Annotated in this window: 15 protein-coding genes; 7 read left to right on the top strand and 8 right to left on the bottom strand. The window is 58.6% G+C overall.

Features of this window, described 5'->3' with window-relative positions; translation table 11 throughout:
* Positions 1 to 58: 58 nt before the first annotated feature.
* On the top strand, positions 59 to 1,741 hold the full coding sequence (locus KVG91_RS25760) for a methyl-accepting chemotaxis protein (RefSeq protein ID WP_404822444.1): 1,683 nt from the start codon (positions 59 to 61) through the stop codon (positions 1,739 to 1,741).
* Positions 1,742 to 1,802: 61 nt separating this feature from the next.
* Here the strand turns inward: KVG91_RS25760 and KVG91_RS25755 are convergent, their stop codons facing one another.
* The 3 genes from KVG91_RS25755 to KVG91_RS25745 all read right to left on the bottom strand — a co-directional run bounded on the left by KVG91_RS25755 (position 1,803) and on the right by KVG91_RS25745 (position 2,729).
* Positions 1,803 to 2,045, bottom strand: a complete 243-nt coding sequence (locus KVG91_RS25755; RefSeq protein ID WP_169378530.1) for a DUF2789 domain-containing protein — start codon at positions 2,043 to 2,045, stop codon at positions 1,803 to 1,805.
* A 68-nt stretch (positions 2,046 to 2,113) separates the two neighbouring features.
* Positions 2,114 to 2,344 carry a hypothetical protein gene (locus KVG91_RS25750; protein ID WP_169378536.1) on the bottom strand — a complete coding sequence of 77 codons (231 nt, stop codon included), beginning with the start codon at positions 2,342 to 2,344 and terminating at the stop codon, positions 2,114 to 2,116.
* Positions 2,345 to 2,453: 109 nt separating this feature from the next.
* On the bottom strand, positions 2,454 to 2,729 hold the full coding sequence (locus KVG91_RS25745; protein WP_169378529.1) for a hypothetical protein: 276 nt from the start codon (positions 2,727 to 2,729) through the stop codon (positions 2,454 to 2,456).
* 394 nt (positions 2,730 to 3,123) lie between these two features.
* On the opposite strand from KVG91_RS25745, the gene KVG91_RS25740 reads away from it, so the two are divergent.
* Together KVG91_RS25740 and KVG91_RS25735 are read left to right on the top strand one after the other, a co-directional pair.
* Positions 3,124 to 3,594: a hypothetical protein gene (locus tag KVG91_RS25740; protein ID WP_169378528.1), complete on the top strand. Its 471-nt coding sequence runs from the start codon at positions 3,124 to 3,126 to the stop codon at positions 3,592 to 3,594.
* A gap of 130 nt (positions 3,595 to 3,724) precedes the next feature.
* A complete protein-coding gene (locus KVG91_RS25735; RefSeq protein WP_169378527.1) occupies positions 3,725 to 4,741 on the top strand; it encodes an ABC transporter substrate-binding protein in 1,017 nt (338 codons plus the stop codon).
* Between the two features lie 137 nt (positions 4,742 to 4,878).
* On the opposite strand, the gene KVG91_RS25730 is transcribed toward KVG91_RS25735, so the two are convergent.
* Positions 4,879 to 7,005 (bottom strand): TonB-dependent receptor, encoded by a 2,127-nt coding sequence (locus KVG91_RS25730; RefSeq protein ID WP_169378526.1) that lies wholly within the window; start codon positions 7,003 to 7,005, stop codon positions 4,879 to 4,881.
* A gap of 95 nt (positions 7,006 to 7,100) precedes the next feature.
* Positions 7,101 to 7,490 carry a DUF2946 domain-containing protein gene (locus KVG91_RS25725; protein ID WP_169378525.1) on the bottom strand — a complete coding sequence of 130 codons (390 nt, stop codon included), beginning with the start codon at positions 7,488 to 7,490 and terminating at the stop codon, positions 7,101 to 7,103.
* A gap of 93 nt (positions 7,491 to 7,583) precedes the next feature.
* Here KVG91_RS25725 and KVG91_RS25720 point away from each other — a divergent pair, with 93 nt between their 5' ends.
* Positions 7,584 to 8,021 (top strand): DUF3995 domain-containing protein, encoded by a 438-nt coding sequence (locus tag KVG91_RS25720; RefSeq protein ID WP_169378524.1) that lies wholly within the window; start codon positions 7,584 to 7,586, stop codon positions 8,019 to 8,021.
* Between the two features lie 853 nt (positions 8,022 to 8,874).
* Here the strand turns inward: KVG91_RS25720 and KVG91_RS25715 are convergent.
* From KVG91_RS25715 to KVG91_RS28180, 3 genes are read right to left on the bottom strand one after another with little or no spacing between them, the layout of a single operon-like run.
* Entirely contained in the window at positions 8,875 to 9,285 is a 411-nt protein-coding gene (locus tag KVG91_RS25715; protein WP_169378523.1) for a DUF6896 domain-containing protein, read from the bottom strand.
* Entirely contained in the window at positions 9,282 to 13,433 is a 4,152-nt protein-coding gene (locus KVG91_RS25710; RefSeq protein ID WP_404822443.1) for an RHS repeat-associated core domain-containing protein, read from the bottom strand. The genes KVG91_RS25715 and KVG91_RS25710 overlap by 4 nt, the downstream gene beginning before the upstream one ends.
* Positions 13,433 to 13,903: a hypothetical protein gene (locus tag KVG91_RS28180; RefSeq protein ID WP_256664837.1), complete on the bottom strand. Its 471-nt coding sequence runs from the start codon at positions 13,901 to 13,903 to the stop codon at positions 13,433 to 13,435. The genes KVG91_RS25710 and KVG91_RS28180 overlap by 1 nt, the downstream gene beginning before the upstream one ends.
* Positions 13,904 to 14,156: 253 nt before the next feature.
* Here KVG91_RS28180 and KVG91_RS25705 point away from each other — a divergent pair, with 253 nt between their 5' ends.
* The 3 genes from KVG91_RS25705 to KVG91_RS25695 all read left to right on the top strand — a co-directional run bounded on the left by KVG91_RS25705 (position 14,157) and on the right by KVG91_RS25695 (position 17,644).
* Positions 14,157 to 16,643: a TonB-dependent siderophore receptor gene (locus KVG91_RS25705; protein ID WP_169377189.1), complete on the top strand. Its 2,487-nt coding sequence runs from the start codon at positions 14,157 to 14,159 to the stop codon at positions 16,641 to 16,643.
* A gap of 92 nt (positions 16,644 to 16,735) precedes the next feature.
* Positions 16,736 to 17,065 (top strand): hypothetical protein, encoded by a 330-nt coding sequence (locus KVG91_RS25700; protein WP_026139966.1) that lies wholly within the window; start codon positions 16,736 to 16,738, stop codon positions 17,063 to 17,065.
* Between the two features lie 132 nt (positions 17,066 to 17,197).
* Positions 17,198 to 17,644: a GNAT family N-acetyltransferase gene (locus KVG91_RS25695; RefSeq protein WP_169377188.1), complete on the top strand. Its 447-nt coding sequence runs from the start codon at positions 17,198 to 17,200 to the stop codon at positions 17,642 to 17,644.
* The last annotated feature ends 118 nt before the right edge of the window (positions 17,645 to 17,762 follow it).

Here is a 17,762-nt window from a genome sequence, read left to right as displayed (position 1 = left end):
GGAAAGACCCGTTACAACCGCTCTATTGATCTGTTGCACGCTACCCCACTAAAGGCCCATGGATAATGGCCCGATAGTGGCGTTTAATGCAGCGACAATAACGACAAGCAGCGGGGTGACGAAGATGGCTGGAGACGGATCTCTGATGGGTGCAGCAGTGCCACCGCGACCGGTGGCGCACAAGTTGCCCAACTGGCTGACGCCGCTTGCGCAAAGCACCGCCCTGGTGCTGATATTGCTGGGCCTGGCGCTGGCCAGCCTGCCGCTTTACCTCTGCCTGCCCCTGGCGTTGCTGGTGATCTGGCTGCCTCGCCTGACAGGCCGTACGCCTGTTGTGGCGTCTGCCGACGCGGTCGATGCCATCGGCGAGTTGACTCGCGACCTGTCCCATACCACCAGCCACAACGCACTGTCCGCTGCCGGCGTGGCCTATTCGGTCAAGCAACTGGCGGCGCGCTTGCAGTCGCAGCTAAGCGCGGCCAAGCAGATTGTCGGCAGTGCCGAAGTCATGATCGGCACCGAAAAGGTCACCGCCCAGCTCAGCCGCGAGGCCCTTGGGGCTGCCAGCCAGGCCCATCAGCGCAGCATCGAAGGTCGCGAAGTGCTGGCCCAATCGATCACGCGCATGCACCAGCTCAGCCAGCGCGCCAACGCCAGCCGTGAGCTGATCGAAGCCTTGAGCCAACGCAGTGAGGAAATCCAGCGGGTGACCCTGGTGATCCAATCCATCGCCAGCCAGACCAACCTGCTGGCGCTCAACGCCGCCATTGAAGCGGCGCGGGCCGGCGAACATGGGCGCGGGTTTGCCGTGGTGGCGGACGAGGTGCGTGGGCTGGCGGGCCGTACGGCGACAGCCACGGGTGAGGTCGGGGTGATGGTGACGGATATCCAGCAACGCACCGCCCAAGTGGTCGAGCAGATCCGCCAGCTCTCGGCAGACCTGAATACCGGCGTGGCGCAGGTGGAACACGCCGGCGAGCACCTGCATAACATCGCCAGCCTGGCGGCGGATGTGGAAGGCCAGGTGAATGAAATCGCCCAGGGCACCGACACCAATCGTACCCAGCTCGACAGCCTGTTCCATGCCGTGGAGCAGATGCGCAGCGACTTGACCGTCAGTGACCAGCAAACCCGCCAACTGGCCGACGCTGCCGTGCAGATGGAGGGCCAGGCCGAAACCATCAGCGAGCGTCTGGCGGAGGTCGGGCTGGATGACTATCACCAGCGCATCTATGACCTGGCCCGTGAAGGTGCGAGCCAAATTGCTGCGCAGTTCGAAGCCGACGTGCAACAGAACCGCATCAGCCTGGATGACCTGTTCGATCGCAGCTACACGCCGATCGCCAACACCAGTCCGAGCAAATACCACACGCGCTTTGACGGTTACACCGATCAGGTGTTGCCAGCGATTCAGGAGGCGCTGCTGCCACGGCATGAAGGGTTGGTGTTCGCCATTGCCTGCACGCCTCAGGGCTACGTGCCGACGCACAACAAGGCGTTTTCCCAGGCGCTGACGGGCGATGCCGAAGTGGATGCCGTGCAGAACCGCACCAAACGCAAGTTCGAAGACCGCACCGGGATTCGCTGCGGTAGCCATCAACAGGCCGTCTTGCTGCAAACCTATACCCGCGACACCGGGGAATTGATGCACGATCTGTCGGTGCCGATCATGGTCAAGGGCCGGCATTGGGGCGGCTTGCGCCTCGGCTATAAGCCCGAGGCCGTCAAAGGCGGACGGTAAGGGGGGAGGGCTGCCTGGCGCGCGCGGAAGCGCTTGGAACCGTCAGGCAGCCTGCATCGAGTCAGGCGACTGGAGATTCGTGCAGCAGTGCATTGAGGTCATCGACCGCCGGCGCCCACTCGGCGTCTACGTGCAATTGCTCCCTCAGGAAGCTCGCTTGTTGCTCGGTCCAGAAGGGCGCGTCGATCAGCTTCACATCATCCGGCAGGCGGTGTTCGGCAGTGAACCGCTCAATCGCGTCCTGGCTCGAATCCAGGCCCAGTTGTTCAAACAGGGTTTCAAGCGTAGGGGTCGTGGTGTCCATTGGTTCTCCATGCGGTTCAGGTGTGTCTGCATGGGAGGCTTGGGACGCAGCAGAGTTCTATCGGGTTCTCAGGAGGTCAGCGCGCCGGAATCCACGGCAGCCTTGAGGGCCTTCGCGGCATCTTTTGCCGCGAGGGCCGCAGCGTCGAAGGTTTTGAACCAGCGGTCTTTTTCCACTTGGTGGGTGGTGACAGTGGTCAGCGGTGGCTTGGCCCGCATTACGATCACTGCCTGGAACTCGCCGTCTACTTCCCTTGCGTCGCCATGGATGAAAAACTCGCCAATATCAAATTCCGTCACGTAGAGCCTTCCCTTGGAGATAACTGCACTGGTGAAGCCTGCCCGCAGGGCACACACTTCAGTGGACGGGCCAGTATGGCAGTTGTTAGGGGTCGGCGGCGCAGTTAAGTTATCGGGCTGACGAAACGATTGCGCCACGAGGCGCCTGCAACATCGCTTCCAGTTTTTTGGCCAGTTCACAGGCCTTGACATGGTCGCTGCGAAAGCCTCTTATGCGGCCGCTGAGTACTTCGCGGATGTGGAAGAAGTTTCTGCCGGCGGGTACGACTTGGTAAAGAACCGAATCCGAATACCCTTCAAAGCCGTCCAGGCGGTAGTATTGAACGTCGTCCTGAGAGGATGAACAGGTGTGCGAAGACATAGCGTTGTAGGTTGATCGTTGCATGGCCTGCTCCTTTTGATCGATCCGTATGACTGGATTGCTGCGTTTTGGGTGGTTTTGATCGGGGTTGCTGTTTTAGTATTGTTGTCGGCGGCCAGCGCTCGGTTCCATGGCAGCGCATTTATTTGGGTTTGCATGTCGGAAAACGGCATTTTTAACTGGGTTATTCTCTGAAGTGGGTCGGTCCGTATTCTCGGGCGAGTGAACCTGTGATCTCCTGTGGTGCCTGATGACCTTGCACAAGGCCATCGCATACGTCTGTACGAGTCTTAGGGCTCGACAGCGGGAACTATTTCAGCTTTTCCAATGAATCAATGATGTAACCGTGCCGTAATGGCCGTTTTTTTGTGCTGCCCGCTTTGACGGACAGCGCTTTTTTCAATGTGGGGGCGTTTCCTTGGCAGTCAGTAATCTGGATATGCACGCGTTGTTCGTGCTGGGTGATTTGCGCGCAAAGTTGGTCAAACAATTTCAATCCCGTTTCGTTTACATCACCGAGCAGACGCCGGAAGGCATCTACATCGCCGAAATCGACACCGAAGCGGCGTTGGTGGTCGATGACAAACCCCGCCTGGAACTCAAAGTCGGCGATCACTTGCGCGCAGCGGTGTTGCCCAGTCGTGAAGGCGGCAAGTTCGAATTGAAGTTCCGTGACATCAAGTTGACTGTCTATGGCCTGGGTGACTATGCCTTTGTGTCCTCGGCCGAAGGCCAGGGCATTGTGTTCAAGGAAGGCCACAGCGTGATGCTGGTGTTCGCCGCCAATGAGCAGCTGCGGGAGGGCCTGACCAAAACCCTGAAGGCCGTGACCGGCAAGGCCGCCAAATGGCGCAAGGGTGAACTGGTGACCTTCAAGGCCAGCGAATAATCATCAACTACCCGCAACACCCGCTCAGCGGAACCTCTACTACAGTTGAGTTGACTTAACTACTCAGAGGCTTCGCGCATACGCAGCAAAGCCGCCTGCCATTGGCTGCGATAACGCGAGGAGCGAAGGCATGAAAGGATTGAAAATGCTGTTGGCTGCGTCCCTGGCCGCCCTGGGACTTTCAGCCACGACGCTGCAGGCCAACGCCGCCGAGGCGCCGGTCCATTTTGCCGACCTGAACTGGGAAAGCGGCAGCCTGATCACCGAAGTGCTGCGGGTGATTGTGGAGAAGGGCTACGACTTGCCCACCGACACCTTGCCGGGCACCACCATTACCCTGGAAACCGCCCTGGCGAAGAACGACATCCAGGTGATCGGTGAAGAATGGGCGGGCCGCAGTCCGGTGTGGGTCAAGGCCGAGGCTGAAGGCAAGGTGATTGGCCTGGGCGATACGGTCAAGGGCGCAACCGAAGGCTGGTGGGTGCCGGAATACGTGGTCAAGGGCGACCCCGCCAAAGGCATCAAGCCGCTGGCACCGGACCTCAAGAGCGTGAAAGACCTGGCGCGCTACAAGGACGTATTCAAGGACCCGGAATCCCCAGGCAAGGGGCGCTTTCTCAACAGCCCTATCGGATGGACCTCGGAAGTGGTCAACAAACAGAAGCTCAAGGCCTACGGCCTGGATGACAGCTACGTGAACTTCCGCAGTGGCTCGGGCGCGGCCCTGGATGCCGAGATCGCTTCGTCGATCCGCCGCGGCAAGCCAGTGTTGTTCTACTACTGGTCGCCGACACCGCTGATGGGGCGCTACAAGCTGATCCAGCTGGAAGAACCACCGTTTGACGCCGAGGCCTGGAAGACCCTGACGGACGCGGACAATCCTGATCCGAAACCAACGCGGTCGTTGGCATCCAAACTGAGTATCGGGGTGTCTACGCCGTTTCAGAAGGCGCATCCGCAGATTGCCCAGTTCTTCGAGAAAGTTGAGTTTCCGATTGAGCCGCTGAACAGAGCCTTGGCCACGATGAGCGAGCACCACACCCCGCCCCGTGAAGTCGCGCAGACGTTCCTCAAGGAACATCCTGAGGTGTGGAAGGCCTGGTTGACTGAGGATGTGGCGCAGAAGGTTGAGGCAAGCCTCAAATAACGCCGACCTTCCTGATAAAGTTGAGCCAAAATGTGGGAGCTGGCTTGCCTGCGATAGCGGACTCTCAGCCAATACATGTGGAGCTGACCCACTGCTATCGCAGGCAAGCCAGCTCCCACATTGACTGTATTCACATTTTAGAAATGGGTCTGTATGGCCAGCTCGAAGGTCCTTGGCGACCCCAAGTAATACGCCGGCGACACATGGGCAAACTCGGCATACACCTCATTCGTCAGGTTGCGTACCCGGCCTGTCACCGAGGTATGCGAATCCACCTGATAGCGCAGGAAGGTCCCGAACAGCGTGTAGGCCGGCACCGTCTGCGTGTTGGCATTGTCCGCATACACCTCGGCGACGTACCGCGCATCCACACCCCCTTGCCAATCCTCGGCAAACTCATACGTCAGCCACAGGTTGCCCACGCGCCGGGGTACGTTGGTCGGCGTGTTGCCTTGGCGTGAGACCACCGCGCCGGTGGCGGTTTTCTCGTTGAAGTCCTCGTACCGGGCGTTTACCCAGGCGAAGTTGCCTTGCGCCAACAGCCTTGGCGTGATGCGCAATGAACTGGCCAATTCGATGCCCTTGGATGACTGCGCGCCGACCGGGATACTGTTGGTCGGGTCCTGCGGATCGGTCACGGCGAAGTCCTTGCGTTCGATCCTGTAGGCGGCAACTGTCGCCGAGCCGAGGCCGTCCAGGTAATCGAACTTGCTGCCCACTTCCCACTGTTTGCCTGTCGAGACATCAAACACTTGTGTCGTGGTGCTCGGTTGCTCGGCGGCGGTGCTGTACTGCACATACACGTTGGCCGAGGGGATGAACTGGTAGGTCAGGCCCACGCGACCGGTCACCGGCTGCCAGCTGCGTTTGAAGTGGCGGGGGTTGGTCGCTGTGACTGTGCGATGGTTGGTGACATCCAGGTCAATGGCGTCATAACGCAGGCCCGTCAGCAGCGACAAGGTGTCGGTGAGCCCCAGACGGTTTTCTACGAACAATGCCCGTGTGGTGACTTGGTTGGTCTTGTCCTTGCCGAAGCGCTCCCGGGTGCGCGGGATGTCATAGAAGTGGCCGGGGTTGAAGGCGTTCGGGTCCACCGTGCTGTTGCCCGGAACGTTCAGCGGAGTGTTGGTGGTGCTGTTGACTTTGTACTCGACACCGCCGGACCAGGTAGTCGACAGGCCGAACACATGGGCATCGTGGCGCAGCTCGAACTGGTTGCCCTGCTGTTCGCCCTGGTGGCGCACCTGGTAGGCGGTCGAGCGGTTTACGGCGCTGTTGCTTGCGTTGTACTGGTAGGTTTCCAGGTTGCGGTAATCGCGCTGGCTGTCCAAGTGGTACAGGGTATTTTTCAGGGTGGTACTGTCGTTGATGCGGTAGTCGATGATCGAGCGCGCCCAGATCGTGCGTTGTTCATAGCGCCCGTCGGCGACGTTGTAGTTGTTGAAACGGTTGTGCTTGTCGATCTTCAACTCGCCGGCCTTGGGGTTCAGCACCGGCGTGCCCCAGTAGGGACTGTCTTCGTGCTCATCCTGGTATTCCAGCGCCAGGGTGTGGGAGAGGTTGGGGGTGAGGTCACTGAGCAGGGAGAACGCCAGGCTCCAGGCCTCACGCGTGTCGCGGTCGATGTAGCTGTGGTTGGTGTTGCGGCTCACATCCAGGCGCGCGTAATGCTGCACCTCGGCGCCGGGTTCGGTCAGTGCATGATTGACGCCGAACGCCATGCCGGCGGTGTCATAGCTACCGTACGTGAGTCGTCCCTCGCCAGCCTGTTCTTCACGGGTGGCCAGCTTGGTCACGTAATTGAGCGAGCCGCCCACTGAGCCTGCGCCATTGATCAAGGAGGAGGGGCCGCCCACCAGTTCCACCCGATCATAGATCCAGGCATCCACGGGCCGGGCCAGGCCCGTGGCGACGTTGATCCCGTTGAACATCTGGGTGATCTGGCTGCTGGTAAAGCCACGATAGGAGACAAATCCGCCAAAGCCTGGCGGTGCGCTGGCGTTGACGCCGGGCAGGGTGTTGGCCGCATCGCGAAAGGTCTTGGCGCCCTGCCGCTCGATGTCGTTGCGATTGGCAATGGCCACCGACGCCGGCGTTTCCCGCACGCTCAAGCCCAACCGCGACGCCATGCCGCTGGGTTGGTCCAGCGCCAGGCCGGGCTCGGCGGTTTGTTCGCCGTCGATGGTGGTAGGGGCCAACTCGAGGGCCCAGGCGCAAACAGGCAGGCAGCCGAACAGGCCCGCCAACAGGGGTAGATGTTTCATGGTTGAATCCTGAAAAACTTGGCTTGAAAACAACGCACAGCCGCCCGTACTTCCTTGCGGAAACGGTGGTCAGTGCAGATCGGAAAGCGAAGGAATCAGGCGAAAACAGGCGGCGCGCGCGGATGAGCCGTGGGCCAGGTGAAGCGGGCAGGGATGTCAGCGGCCAGGACCACCGCCGGCGGTGGCGCCTGGGGCTGGGGCAACACCGCCACATTCAAGCTTGAACTTAGCGCCGGGCCCATGCCGCCGGTGGAGCACAGCGGACACCCAAACGCCTTGGACAGCGTAGGGAGGTTCTCTTCAGTGGAGTTGGATGGGGTGGGCGCCTGGGTGCGCGGGTCCACCGTACAAAACTGGCCGCCGATGCCATTGAGCTGCATCCCGACCATCTGCCCATGCCCGATACTGCAGGCGAACACATTGAACAGGACACAGCAATAAAGCATCCAGGCAATGAGCGAGCGGTCGGCACGGGCAAGTTTCATGGGGCGGCACTTTACCATCAGCTGCCGACGAAATGCCTGCAAAAAATCTCAGGCCGACTATCCTGTTTCGCACCTTTCCAGGGAACATCCGCCATGAGCGTTGTCATCGCACGATGGATCGTCGGGGTTTTTACCGGCATAAGCATGGTGCACCTGTATTGGGCCGCCGGCGGCAAACTCGGCAGCCTCGCCGCCATCCCGCAACTGCCCGGCGAATTCGCCAACGGACCACGGCCTGCCTTCAAGCCCTCGGCGCTGGGCACCTTGCTGGTGGCGATGGGGCTGGTGGGGATCGCACTGCTGGTGTGCCTGCGGGCTGGGCTGTACTTTTCACCGGTGTCCCATGGCGCGTTGCAGTGGGGGATCAGTGTGATTGCGGTGGTTATGTTCGCCAGGGCGATTGGGGATTCGGAATTGGTGGGGTTTTTCAAGAAGGTGAGTGGGTCGCGGTTTGCGCGGTTGGATACGTGGGTTTATTCGCCGTTGTGTTTGGTGTTGGGGGTGGGATTGTTGGTGGTGGCGTGGGGGTGAAATGTCTGGCGTTGTTCATAGGTAAGAGTGAGAAAAAAGGCCTGTACGATTTTTGATCGCGAGGGTGTTCAAGTTGATAAAAAATCATACATTTCTTATCCGCTGTTAGTTGCCGATGCATCACAGGAAGGCTGCATCGATTCTTTCCACAGATAATTTTATAAAAAAATCGTTTAAAGCGGGATGTTCATAAAGGATGCCCTCATCGTTAAGTAGAGTAAAGGTATGGAAGGTCCCTTCGATTAACGTTCCGTAGAGCATATAAGAGAAACCATCACCCACCCGCTCAGCTAGCAACTCGGTTGGCAATATTTTTTCAGCCTAATAATCGTCGGCTAGGTTTAATGTAAGCTCGACATTATAGAGATGCCCTATTTTTATTTCGTGAGGGCATTGGTGACAAAGCATGTCACGGCAGTTTTATCGATCAGTAGCGTGACTTCTTCCTCTATTAGTTCGCCGATCGCCAATACCTGTGCTTTTTAATATTGTTCGCTGTGAGGTTGGACGGTTTTGTCAGTGGCGTCGCCATTTATAGTCCTCCAAAATTCCTTTCCGTTCTGGTGTGAAATGTAGTGATATCGTTGTTTTAATCAGTTCCAACAAATGATGAGAGATCAGCCTGCGGACGGTTGCCTAGAACAGTGTGGCGGCGAAAAAGCCGATGAAAATCAATAGTCTATATTCTTCTAGTGCTTTTGGCGTTTCAGGGTGATAACCACCAATTTTTATGAGAGATATAATTTTTGTTTTAAGCTCTCGCCAGCTTCTTCGCTAGTAGTAATTCTTTATTCTCTGCCTTAGCATTGCTTTTTTGTTGTGAGTTTAGGGTTGTTTGTTGCCAGGGGGGCGGTCACGGCTGAAGAAAGTACAAATTTGACATGGAGTTTGGTATTTTCTTAGCTTTTTCCAGTTTCAAGTATTCGTTGAAGTCCTGTTTCAAAGCGCTTTCTTTGGTGTATTTTTGGTATTTGTGTGGCACTTCGCATACGTACATATATAATCTCCAAAGGTCGAAACCGTCGACTCTATCATCAGGGCCGTAGTCAAAGTCTATACATGCTTCAGGTAAATAAACACGGCAACCAATTCCGTGTAGCTCATAAGTCACGTTGTCAGTGACTGAACCTCGCTGTGGAATTCTTTTAGAGCGCCACAGGCCCAGTATGTTTTTAGTTCCAAAAGAACTTTCAAGTAAGTCTGTCGCTTCTTTTACCTGTGCTAGATATTCATGTATTAAGCTTTCCAGTGTCTTGTTTTTCATCGTCTAGGTCTATCCAATCTATCAAGTCCGACATTATTTGAGGCTTCTATCACGTCTTGGATGCTGCTAAATGAGCTTTTGTAGGGGGCGAGATTTTTGATTAATTGTATGGTGACTGGTGTGTGTGTTCTTCTTGCCGCCGAAGCTCTATGGTGCCCGTCGATAATATAGCGCTGTTCGTTATGTTCAACCACATCAATGGGCGTATTTACGTCATACCCGCTGTTTTGCATGCTGCGGGCAATTTTCTCAACTTGTTTGGTTGAGCTTTTGCCTTCAATGCTGTGTGTGCGATTTAAAGTTTCAGCATCAACTCCGTGGACGAGGGGGACGGATGGGTGGCCCTCGTCCACAAAGGCTATTTGAGTAGGAGGCCCTTCGCTTGTTTGGGGCTTACAACCGCCTCCCCCGGGGCAGGAGTTCAGTCCCAGGGGATCCACCCACCCCGTAGGATTTGGCACGTACTGGTACGTGTTGATCCCACCCGACAGCTTCACCGGATCCGGCGTCAGGTAACGACCGACATCTGGATTGTAGTAGCGATGGCGGTTGTGGTGCAGGCCGCTTTCCTGATCGAAGTACTGACCTTGGAAGCGCAGTGGGTTTTCAACTTTGTTGACGTCAAGGCGGGTGATTTCGCCGTAGGCGCGGTAGTGCGCGGACCAGACGATTTCGCCGTCGGGGGCGGTGAGTTCCTGTGGCGTGCCCAAGTGGTCGAGTTGGTAGTGGTAGGGCTTGGTTTCTTTTGGGCCGAAACCTTCCAGCAGCGCCAGCGGGCGGAAGCTGTCCGGTTCGTAGAGGTAGCTGCGGTGACGGTCGGCGTGGTGTTCGGCGATGAGTTTGTCGCCTTGCCAGAAGAACTCGGTGGTTTTTCCGTCGACGGTTTTGCTGACGCGGCGACCGAATGGGTCGTAGCGGTAGCTGGCGGTTTTTCCGTTGGGTTGGGTGACGCCGATCAGGCGGTGTTGGCAGTCGTAGCGGTATTCGGTGACGAGTTGATGGCCTTTGCCGCGGCGTTCGCCAATGAGGTTGCCGAAGGCGTCGTAGTCGTAGTGGCGGTCGCCCTGGATCATCAGGCGGTTGCCGGCGACGATGTCGGGGCCGGGGCGGTCTTGCATGAGGAGGTTGCCGGCCGGGTCGTGGGCGAAGCGTTCGTGCTCGCCTTGGGAGTGGTCGGCGCGGGTGAGACGGTTGAGTGGGTCGTAGTGGTAGCGGTGTTCGCCTTTGCGGGTGTCGTTCAGGCGGGTGAGGTTGCCGGATTTGTCGTAGTCGTAGTGGCGCTCGTAAAGGTAATTTTCCTGTTGAGTGATGGCGTGGGTGTGCAGGCGCTGCTGATCGTCGTAGTGGTAGCGACTGATCAGTTGGCCTTGTTGGCGTTGGTGTTCCTGGCCGGCTTTGAACAGGTGTGAGGTGAGCAGTTCACCGTTCAGTTCTACGGTGGCGAGGTGGCCGCCCTTGTCGTGGTTAAAGGTGACGCGGTTGTTGTCGGGCAGGCGCAGGTTTTGGAGCTGGCCGCAGGCGTCGTAGCCGTAGCGCAAGGTGCCCCAGCCTTGGTGTTCGGCGGTGAGGCGGTTTTGTGGGTCGTATTCGTAGGCTAAAAACCAATGGCCGTCGTCGACGCTGAGGAGATTGCCTTGGCGGTCGTAGGCGTAATCGATGATGTTGCCGTCGGGCAGGGTTTTTCTGACGAGGCGCCCGGCAGGGTCGCGTTCGTAGCGGGTGATTAGCTGACTGCCGTCGTCGCCGTGTTCGGTTTTTTCCTGCAGGTTGCCGTTGAGGTCGTAGACGTAGGCGGTGCGCTGGCCGTCAAAGCCGATTTCCTGCTGGATCAGGCCGTTGTTGTGGTACTGGAGTCGGTAGGTTTCGCCGACTTCGTTTTCGATTTCGGTCAGCAGTAACCGCGCGTTGTTATAGCGGTAGTTGACCTGGGTGCCGTCGGCGTTGATGCGGCGGCTGATCAGGTGTAGGCCGTCGGCGTATTCGTAGCGGGTAACCCGGCCCAGTTCGTCGCGTTCGGAGGTGATTTTTCCGTAGGGGTTGTAGCTGTATTCCCGTGTGGCGCCACCGGGCTGAGTCAGTTTCAGCAAGCGGCCTGCTGCATCCCATTGATACTGCGTCAGCGCGCTGCGTTCATCTTCGCGCGCAATCTGCCGGCCTAGATCGTCATAGCGATAACGCTTGATTCCGCCATTCGGCAGTTGCTCTTCAAGCAACTGCCCGCGCGCATTCCATACCAAGCGATGCCAGCTGTGATCCGGGTACCGGACCTGGGTCAGTTGTCCGTATTTGTTGTAGCTGTAGTCCGTGGAGTTGCCGTCAGGATCGGTCCTGCGCGTTACGTCGCCCTGATCATTACGCTCGTATTTCCAGACCGCTTCACCACGCCGCACAACCCGTACGAAACCGTTGTCATGTTCGTAGGTCGTCGGCTCATCGTCCCCCGGAAACAACGCCACCAAGCGCCCGGCTTCGTCGTACTGATACGCGGTGATCGCCCCGAGCGGGTCCTGCTCAACCGTCAGCCGGCCTTTGTCGTCGTAGGATTTGAAGTGCTGGGCGCCATCCGGGTCCACCCGCTGTACCAGCCGCGCCCGCTGGTCATGCGCATAGACTTCCTGGCTTCCATCGGCGTTAAAAACTGTGACACTGCCGTTGTCATCCCAGACATACCGCGTGTCCATCTGCGAAAAGCTGGCCCAATGCCGAACACACCGCGCCGCCTTGCCAGACCTTTCCCACTCCCAGTAAAAACTCGCGCCACCGGCCAGCCCACGCTCAAGAATGACGTGCTGCTCGTCGTACCGATAAACCTCGCTTTCGCCTACCGCATTGGTCGCCGAAACCAACCGTCCTAGATCGTCATAGGTGTAGGAAACAACGTTCTGCTCCGTCACCCAGACAAACGGACCCTCGTCGACCGCGCGCTCAATCTGGTAATCCACCGCAACGATGCGGCCCGACGCATAGCGCAGCAACAGCGACCGCCCAACGCCGTTATCAACCCGCTCAATACGCCCCAAAAAGTCCCGGGAAATCCGCAGCCGGTTGTCATACGCATCGCTGATCGAGAACAGCACGCCATCGCGAAAGTGATAGAAGCGCGATGCCTGGGCCAGCACCAACTCACCTGGCAAAGCCCCCAAATAGATCGCAGCTTCCGCCAGGCTGTTGGTAATTGCTGGCCGAGCCACGGTCGGCAAGGGCAGGGCAGTCGACCGATTCTCATGATCCGTCCACACCACCGAATCACCGGAAACACTCAGCCGATGCGCTAAAGAATGACTCCAGCCAAACCCCAACCCGCAGTCCACTTCCACCGCACTGGTGCGGTACAACCGGGCCCACTCGAACGGCAAAATCCCGTCCAGAGCGCCATCGGTCAGCGTCAGTAATTCCTCGCCCGTGACCATCGACACGGGGCAACCGTTGGTGGCGGTTTTATTCGCGGAAGTGGCCGCATCTCCCGCCGGGTTCTTCGCCACCGCAGGCGCATCGTCGACATGCTCTGTCTGCTTCAGCACCGCGTTCTGCCGCGCCTTCCAGCGCATCTGCAGCGTGCCTTGCTTCAGCCCGCCAACCACCCCGCGCACCGCGACGGCCTTGTAGCGATCCACTGCCTGCATGAACTGCGTCAGAATCCCTAAAAGCCCCTTAACAAAGCCCACTGCAGCCTCAAGAATCCGTGCGCCATACTTGGCCAACCGCAAGCTCAAATACGCCACGCCCGCCGCCGGCAAGGCGATGGTCAACACCGCGCCAATCACCAGGTCAATCAGCAACGACACCACAAACCCGGCGGCCACCTCGGCGATCTCACTGGGCGGCAACGCGTCTAACCAGATCATCGCCGTGCGCACCATCAGGAACAGCGCCGCCTCATCGCTGGCCAGCAACATCGCCTGTTCCATGACCTTGGGCGCATCAATCGCTATCCGCGCCAACTGGGCGGCCTGATCACCCAACTGCTCGACGAATTTCAGCGGGTCTTCAAGAATCGCCTGCACCAGCTTGATGCTGTCCCACACATCGCGGATCGCGGCCCAACTGCCCGCCAACACGCCGCTGCCAATCGCGCTGGCGGTCGAGCGCTCCCAATGGGGCTTGAAACCAGACCACTGCGACCGAAGCCAGCGCTCCAGATCTCCCATCAGCCCGGCGTAGGAGGCAAAAACAGCGCGTCCACCTGCTCCTCGGAAACTGCACCCTGCACCCGCACCTGATAGCGTCCGCCCGCCGCGCAGTAGTGCGAGCCTTTGCCCTGTTCATCCAGCATGATCAGGGTGGAACTGCCGTCATCCAGTCCGATCACCTCAGCTGGGATGTTGCCGATCGGCACGTCATACACCGATTCAAACAGGCTCTGGATCTTCAGCTCACCGCCCACGGGACACTGGGCCACGGTGGAAAATTCAGAGTCGGAAATACTCACGGAGCGCAGCGAATCCCCCGCCCGCAACACCCGGTCCATCCCCAGTAACGACGGCATATCCAACCCATGACTCACCGAATCCAGCGCACGGGAATACCAGGCGTTCATCTGCTGGCGATAAACCTCCAGGCTCTGATGAAAGCCATCCAGCTCAAATTCGATAAGGGCAATGTGGCCAGCGTGGGTCATCCGTGACGTCTCGACGAGGGACAAGGCGTCGGAGCATGCCGCAGCAAAAAGCGGCTGGATGAACGGTTGATAAATTCAGAATGGGCCGACTACGTACGGGAAAAAAACACGAAAAACCCACCCGAAAAGCCACACACAAAAGCGACAAAGCTGATTGCAGCAATCACTCTCAAATAAAAATCGCTCTCATCCTTGCCCGATTTCCGGACATGGCCGTCATGGTTAATAGAACCCCTATTACGCAGGATTTCCCATGTCGCGCCTTGCTCGTCCCTTGCATCCACTGGCTTTGTCTGTGGCGATGGCTTTTGCCGCTGTGCCGTTGCTGGCTGTTCAGAATTCCTTCGCTGAAGAGAGCACCGTGCGCGGTTTCTCGATTGCCGCCGGTGACCTGAGCCAGGCGCTCAATAGCCTGGCCGAACAGGCGGGCCTGGTGCTGGCCTTCGATGCAAGCCTGGCGCGGGGCAAGCGCAGCAACGGTTTGAACGGGCAATACGACACCGAGGCCGCACTCAATCAATTGCTCGCCGGCAGCGGCCTGCAAGCCTTGAAGATCGCCACCGACCGCTATCGCCTGGAAGCCATTGCGGATAACGGCGGGGCGATGGAACTGCAGGCCACCACCATCAGCGGCGCGTACCAGGCCGAGAGCCCGACCGGGCCGGTGTCCGGTTATGTGGCCACGCGCAGCTTGTCGGGCACCAAGACCGACACCGCGCTGATCGAAACTCCGCAGTCGATCTCGATCGTCACCAAAGACCAGATGCGCGCACAGAACGCCGAGAGCCTCAACCAGATCCTGCGCTACAGCGCCGCCGTGGTCCCGGAGACCCGTGGCGCCACCGCGTCGCGGCTTGACCAACTGACCATCCGGGGTTTCTCCCCCGCCACCTACCTTGACGGCCTGCGCATGCCATCAAGCCGTGACGCCTTGCCTCAAAAGGATGCGTTTGACCTGGAGCGTGTCGAAGTGCTGCGCGGCCCGGCCTCGGTGCTGTACGGCCAGGGCACGCCTAGCGGGGTGATCAATATGGTCACCAAGCGCCCGCTGGACACACCGTTTCATGAAGTGGGCGTGGAATACGGCACCTTCAACAAGAAACGTACGACCTTCGACTTGAGTGGTCCGCTGGATGATCAGGGCGTGTATTCCTACCGCGTGGCTGGACTTTTCGACGATGCCGATGGTCAGGTGGAACACACCGAGACGCGCCGCCAGTCGCTGTCCAGCGCTTTCACCTGGCGCCCGGACGACGCCACGTCGCTGACCTTGCTCGGGCATTTCCAGAAGGACCCCAAGGGCGCGTCCTACGGTTCGGTGCCGGCCTGGGGGTCGGTGTTGCATAGCCCGACCGGGCGCAAGATTGATGTGGATTTCTACGACGGCGAAAAGAATTTCGAGAAAAGTGACCGCGAGTATTACTCCCTCGGCTACGCTTTCGAACATCACTTCAACGATGTCTGGACCGTACGCCAGAACGCACGTTACCTGCGTGCCGAGGGCATTTACCGCAGCATCTACAACAGCAACTTGCAGGCTGATTATCGCACGTCGAACCGCTCGACCATCGCCACCGATGTCGACATGGATGCCTATACCCTCGACAACCAGGTACAAGCCAAATTCGACACCGGGCCCTTGCAACACACGCTGTTGATGGGCCTCGATTACCAAAACACCAGCACCGACACCAAGGCGGGTTACGACAAGGGACCGAACCTGGATATCTTCGATCCGGTTTACGGTGCGCCCGTGGTGACGCCGGCGTTCAGTACTGACGCCACCTCGCGCAGCGAGCAGACCGGGGTCTACTTGCAGGAACAAATGAAGTGGGACAAGTGGGTGCTGTTGCTCGGCGGTCGCTATGATTGGGCGAGTACCGATGCCACCACCAAAACCATCAAAACCGGCGCCAAAAGTAAATCTTCCCTGGACAGCGAGGCGTTTACCGGCCGTGTAGGGTTGGTCTACCTGTTCGAGAATGGCCTGGCGCCTTATGCCAGCTATGCGGAGTCGTTCAACCCGCAGTCGGGCACAGGTTACGGCGGCTCGGTGTTCAAACCGACCGAAGGCAAGCAGTACGAGATCGGCATCAAGTACCAGCCGCCGGGCAGCAATAGCTTTATTACGGCTGCCATTTTCGACCTGCGCCAAACCAACGTACCGACCCTGGATCCGGACCCGACCCATCTGTGTGGCAGCGGCCGCTGCAACATTCAGGACGGCGAACAACAGTCCCGTGGCTTCGAGCTGGAAGGCAAGGCCAGCCTCAACGACAACCTGGACATCACGGCGGCCTACGCTTACCTGGATAACCGCGCGAGCAAGTCCAACAGTACGGTGCAGTACGCGCCGATCACCGATGGGGGCGTAGGCCCGGCGATCCCGGTCAAAGGTACCACCACCTATGGTCTACCTCGTCACACCGCCTCGGCCTGGGCGGACTACACCTTCCATGACGGCCAGCTCAAAGGTTTTGGCGTGGGTGCCGGTGCACGTTATGTCGGTTCGTCCTGGGGCGATCCGGCCAACACCTTGAAAGTACCGGGCTACACGCTGTTCGATGCAGCGGTGCACTATGACATCCCGAACATTGCCAACCCTCAGGACAATCTGCGCCTGGCATTGAACGCCACCAACCTGGCGAATAAAGAGTATGTGGCTTCGTGCCTTTCCTACTCATGGTGCTGGTACGGCTCACAGCGCACCGTACAGGCCAGCGCCACCTACCAATGGTGACAGCCAACCGATAAGGCATTTTAATGGCCCCTTTGTAACCAAATCCTCGCCAGAATCACGTTTATTTTCAGGTGGTTAGGGTAGGGATACACATGCGCAACGTTGGAATCATGCTGATCGCCTGCTCCCTGGCCGGCGGCGCGGCTGCCGTGCAGGCACGGGAGCTGCGCGAGGGTGACAAGTACATGTGCAGTTGGGGCGCCGGCACCGCGGCCAGGGCCCAGGAACTCAAACTGTCGGGGGTGTCGCTGTACGCCGCGCGGCAGAAGATCCAGACGATCAAGTTCAACAAATCCTGGATGCGGATGATGGCCATGGGCATTACCGAACAGACCTACGACAGCCGCTCACGGCTCAAGCCCGAGGCCATTCGTCAGAGTTTCTATCAAGATTGCGTGCGCTATAAAGTTGCGCGTAAATGACCTGACGGGCAACGGCCGGCGCAAATGTGCGCAAGCCTGTCCAACATGGTTCGACCTTGTAGGCGCTTACAAATCCACCACATTCACCGCGTGTGTAGTTACCTACAATTGCGTCTTCCAACGGAGGCCAGTATGCAAACGCTCATTCGCGCGGCGACACAGGACGATGTCGACACGCTGTTTCACATCCGCACCTCGGTGGTGCAAAACCACTTGAGTGTCGAGCAGATGGCCGCGCTGGGCATCACGCCGCAAGTGCTCGCCGACAGTATTCGTGACGCGCCTTGCGTATGGCTCGCCGAAGTGGACGGTCGGCCTGTCGCCTTTGCCATGGTCAACCTGGCCGAGGGCGAGGTATTCGCGATGTTCGTGTTGCCGACTCATGAAAACCTGGGACTGGGCCGCCAACTGATGGCAGTGGCCGAAGCCGCGTTGTTTGGACACCACGACAGGCTGTTCCTGATCACCGATGGTCGCGACGAAATCCGCGCCAACGGGTTTTACCAACGGCTGGGCTGGACCAGGGTCGGTAAGGTCGAGGAGCACGATGTGCGTTACGAGAAGAGCAGGGCGCAGTAGGTATAAAGTGTGGTCTGTGCTTGATCTAACAGCCGTGTTTATAAGCGGGAGTATCGGCGGTAGTTGCACCAAAAAGTGGCACTCGTCTGACTCGCGACCTTAAAAAACATGTGGTTAT

The sequence above is a fragment of the Pseudomonas azadiae genome (genome assembly GCF_019145355.1).
Lineage (GTDB): Bacteria > Pseudomonadota > Gammaproteobacteria > Pseudomonadales > Pseudomonadaceae > Aquipseudomonas > Aquipseudomonas azadiae.
Note: the sequence above shows the minus strand (reverse complement) of the source record. Positions and strands in the feature narration are given on the sequence as shown.

Excerpts from the sequence above, each read along its gene's own strand:
- KVG91_RS25755 (WP_169378530.1), bottom strand. The coding sequence starts at position 2,045 with ATGGACACCACGACCCCTACGCTTGAAACCCTGTTTGAACAACTGGGC.
- KVG91_RS25735 (WP_169378527.1), top strand. The coding sequence starts at position 3,725 with ATGAAAGGATTGAAAATGCTGTTGGCTGCGTCCCTGGCCGCCCTGGGA.
- KVG91_RS25710 (WP_404822443.1), bottom strand. The coding sequence starts at position 13,433 with ATGGGAGATCTGGAGCGCTGGCTTCGGTCGCAGTGGTCTGGTTTCAAG.
- KVG91_RS25700 (WP_026139966.1), top strand. The coding sequence starts at position 16,736 with ATGCGCAACGTTGGAATCATGCTGATCGCCTGCTCCCTGGCCGGCGGC.
- KVG91_RS25695 (WP_169377188.1), top strand. The coding sequence starts at position 17,198 with ATGCAAACGCTCATTCGCGCGGCGACACAGGACGATGTCGACACGCTG.
- KVG91_RS25725 (WP_169378525.1), bottom strand. The coding sequence starts at position 7,490 with ATGAAACTTGCCCGTGCCGACCGCTCGCTCATTGCCTGGATGCTTTAT.
- KVG91_RS25730 (WP_169378526.1), bottom strand. The coding sequence starts at position 7,005 with ATGAAACATCTACCCCTGTTGGCGGGCCTGTTCGGCTGCCTGCCTGTT.
- KVG91_RS25720 (WP_169378524.1), top strand. The coding sequence starts at position 7,584 with ATGAGCGTTGTCATCGCACGATGGATCGTCGGGGTTTTTACCGGCATA.
- KVG91_RS25705 (WP_169377189.1), top strand. The coding sequence starts at position 14,157 with ATGTCGCGCCTTGCTCGTCCCTTGCATCCACTGGCTTTGTCTGTGGCG.
- KVG91_RS25745 (WP_169378529.1), bottom strand. The coding sequence starts at position 2,729 with ATGCAACGATCAACCTACAACGCTATGTCTTCGCACACCTGTTCATCC.
- KVG91_RS25760 (WP_404822444.1), top strand. The coding sequence starts at position 59 with ATGGATAATGGCCCGATAGTGGCGTTTAATGCAGCGACAATAACGACA.
- KVG91_RS28180 (WP_256664837.1), bottom strand. The coding sequence starts at position 13,903 with ATGACCCACGCTGGCCACATTGCCCTTATCGAATTTGAGCTGGATGGC.
- KVG91_RS25715 (WP_169378523.1), bottom strand. The coding sequence starts at position 9,285 with ATGAAAAACAAGACACTGGAAAGCTTAATACATGAATATCTAGCACAG.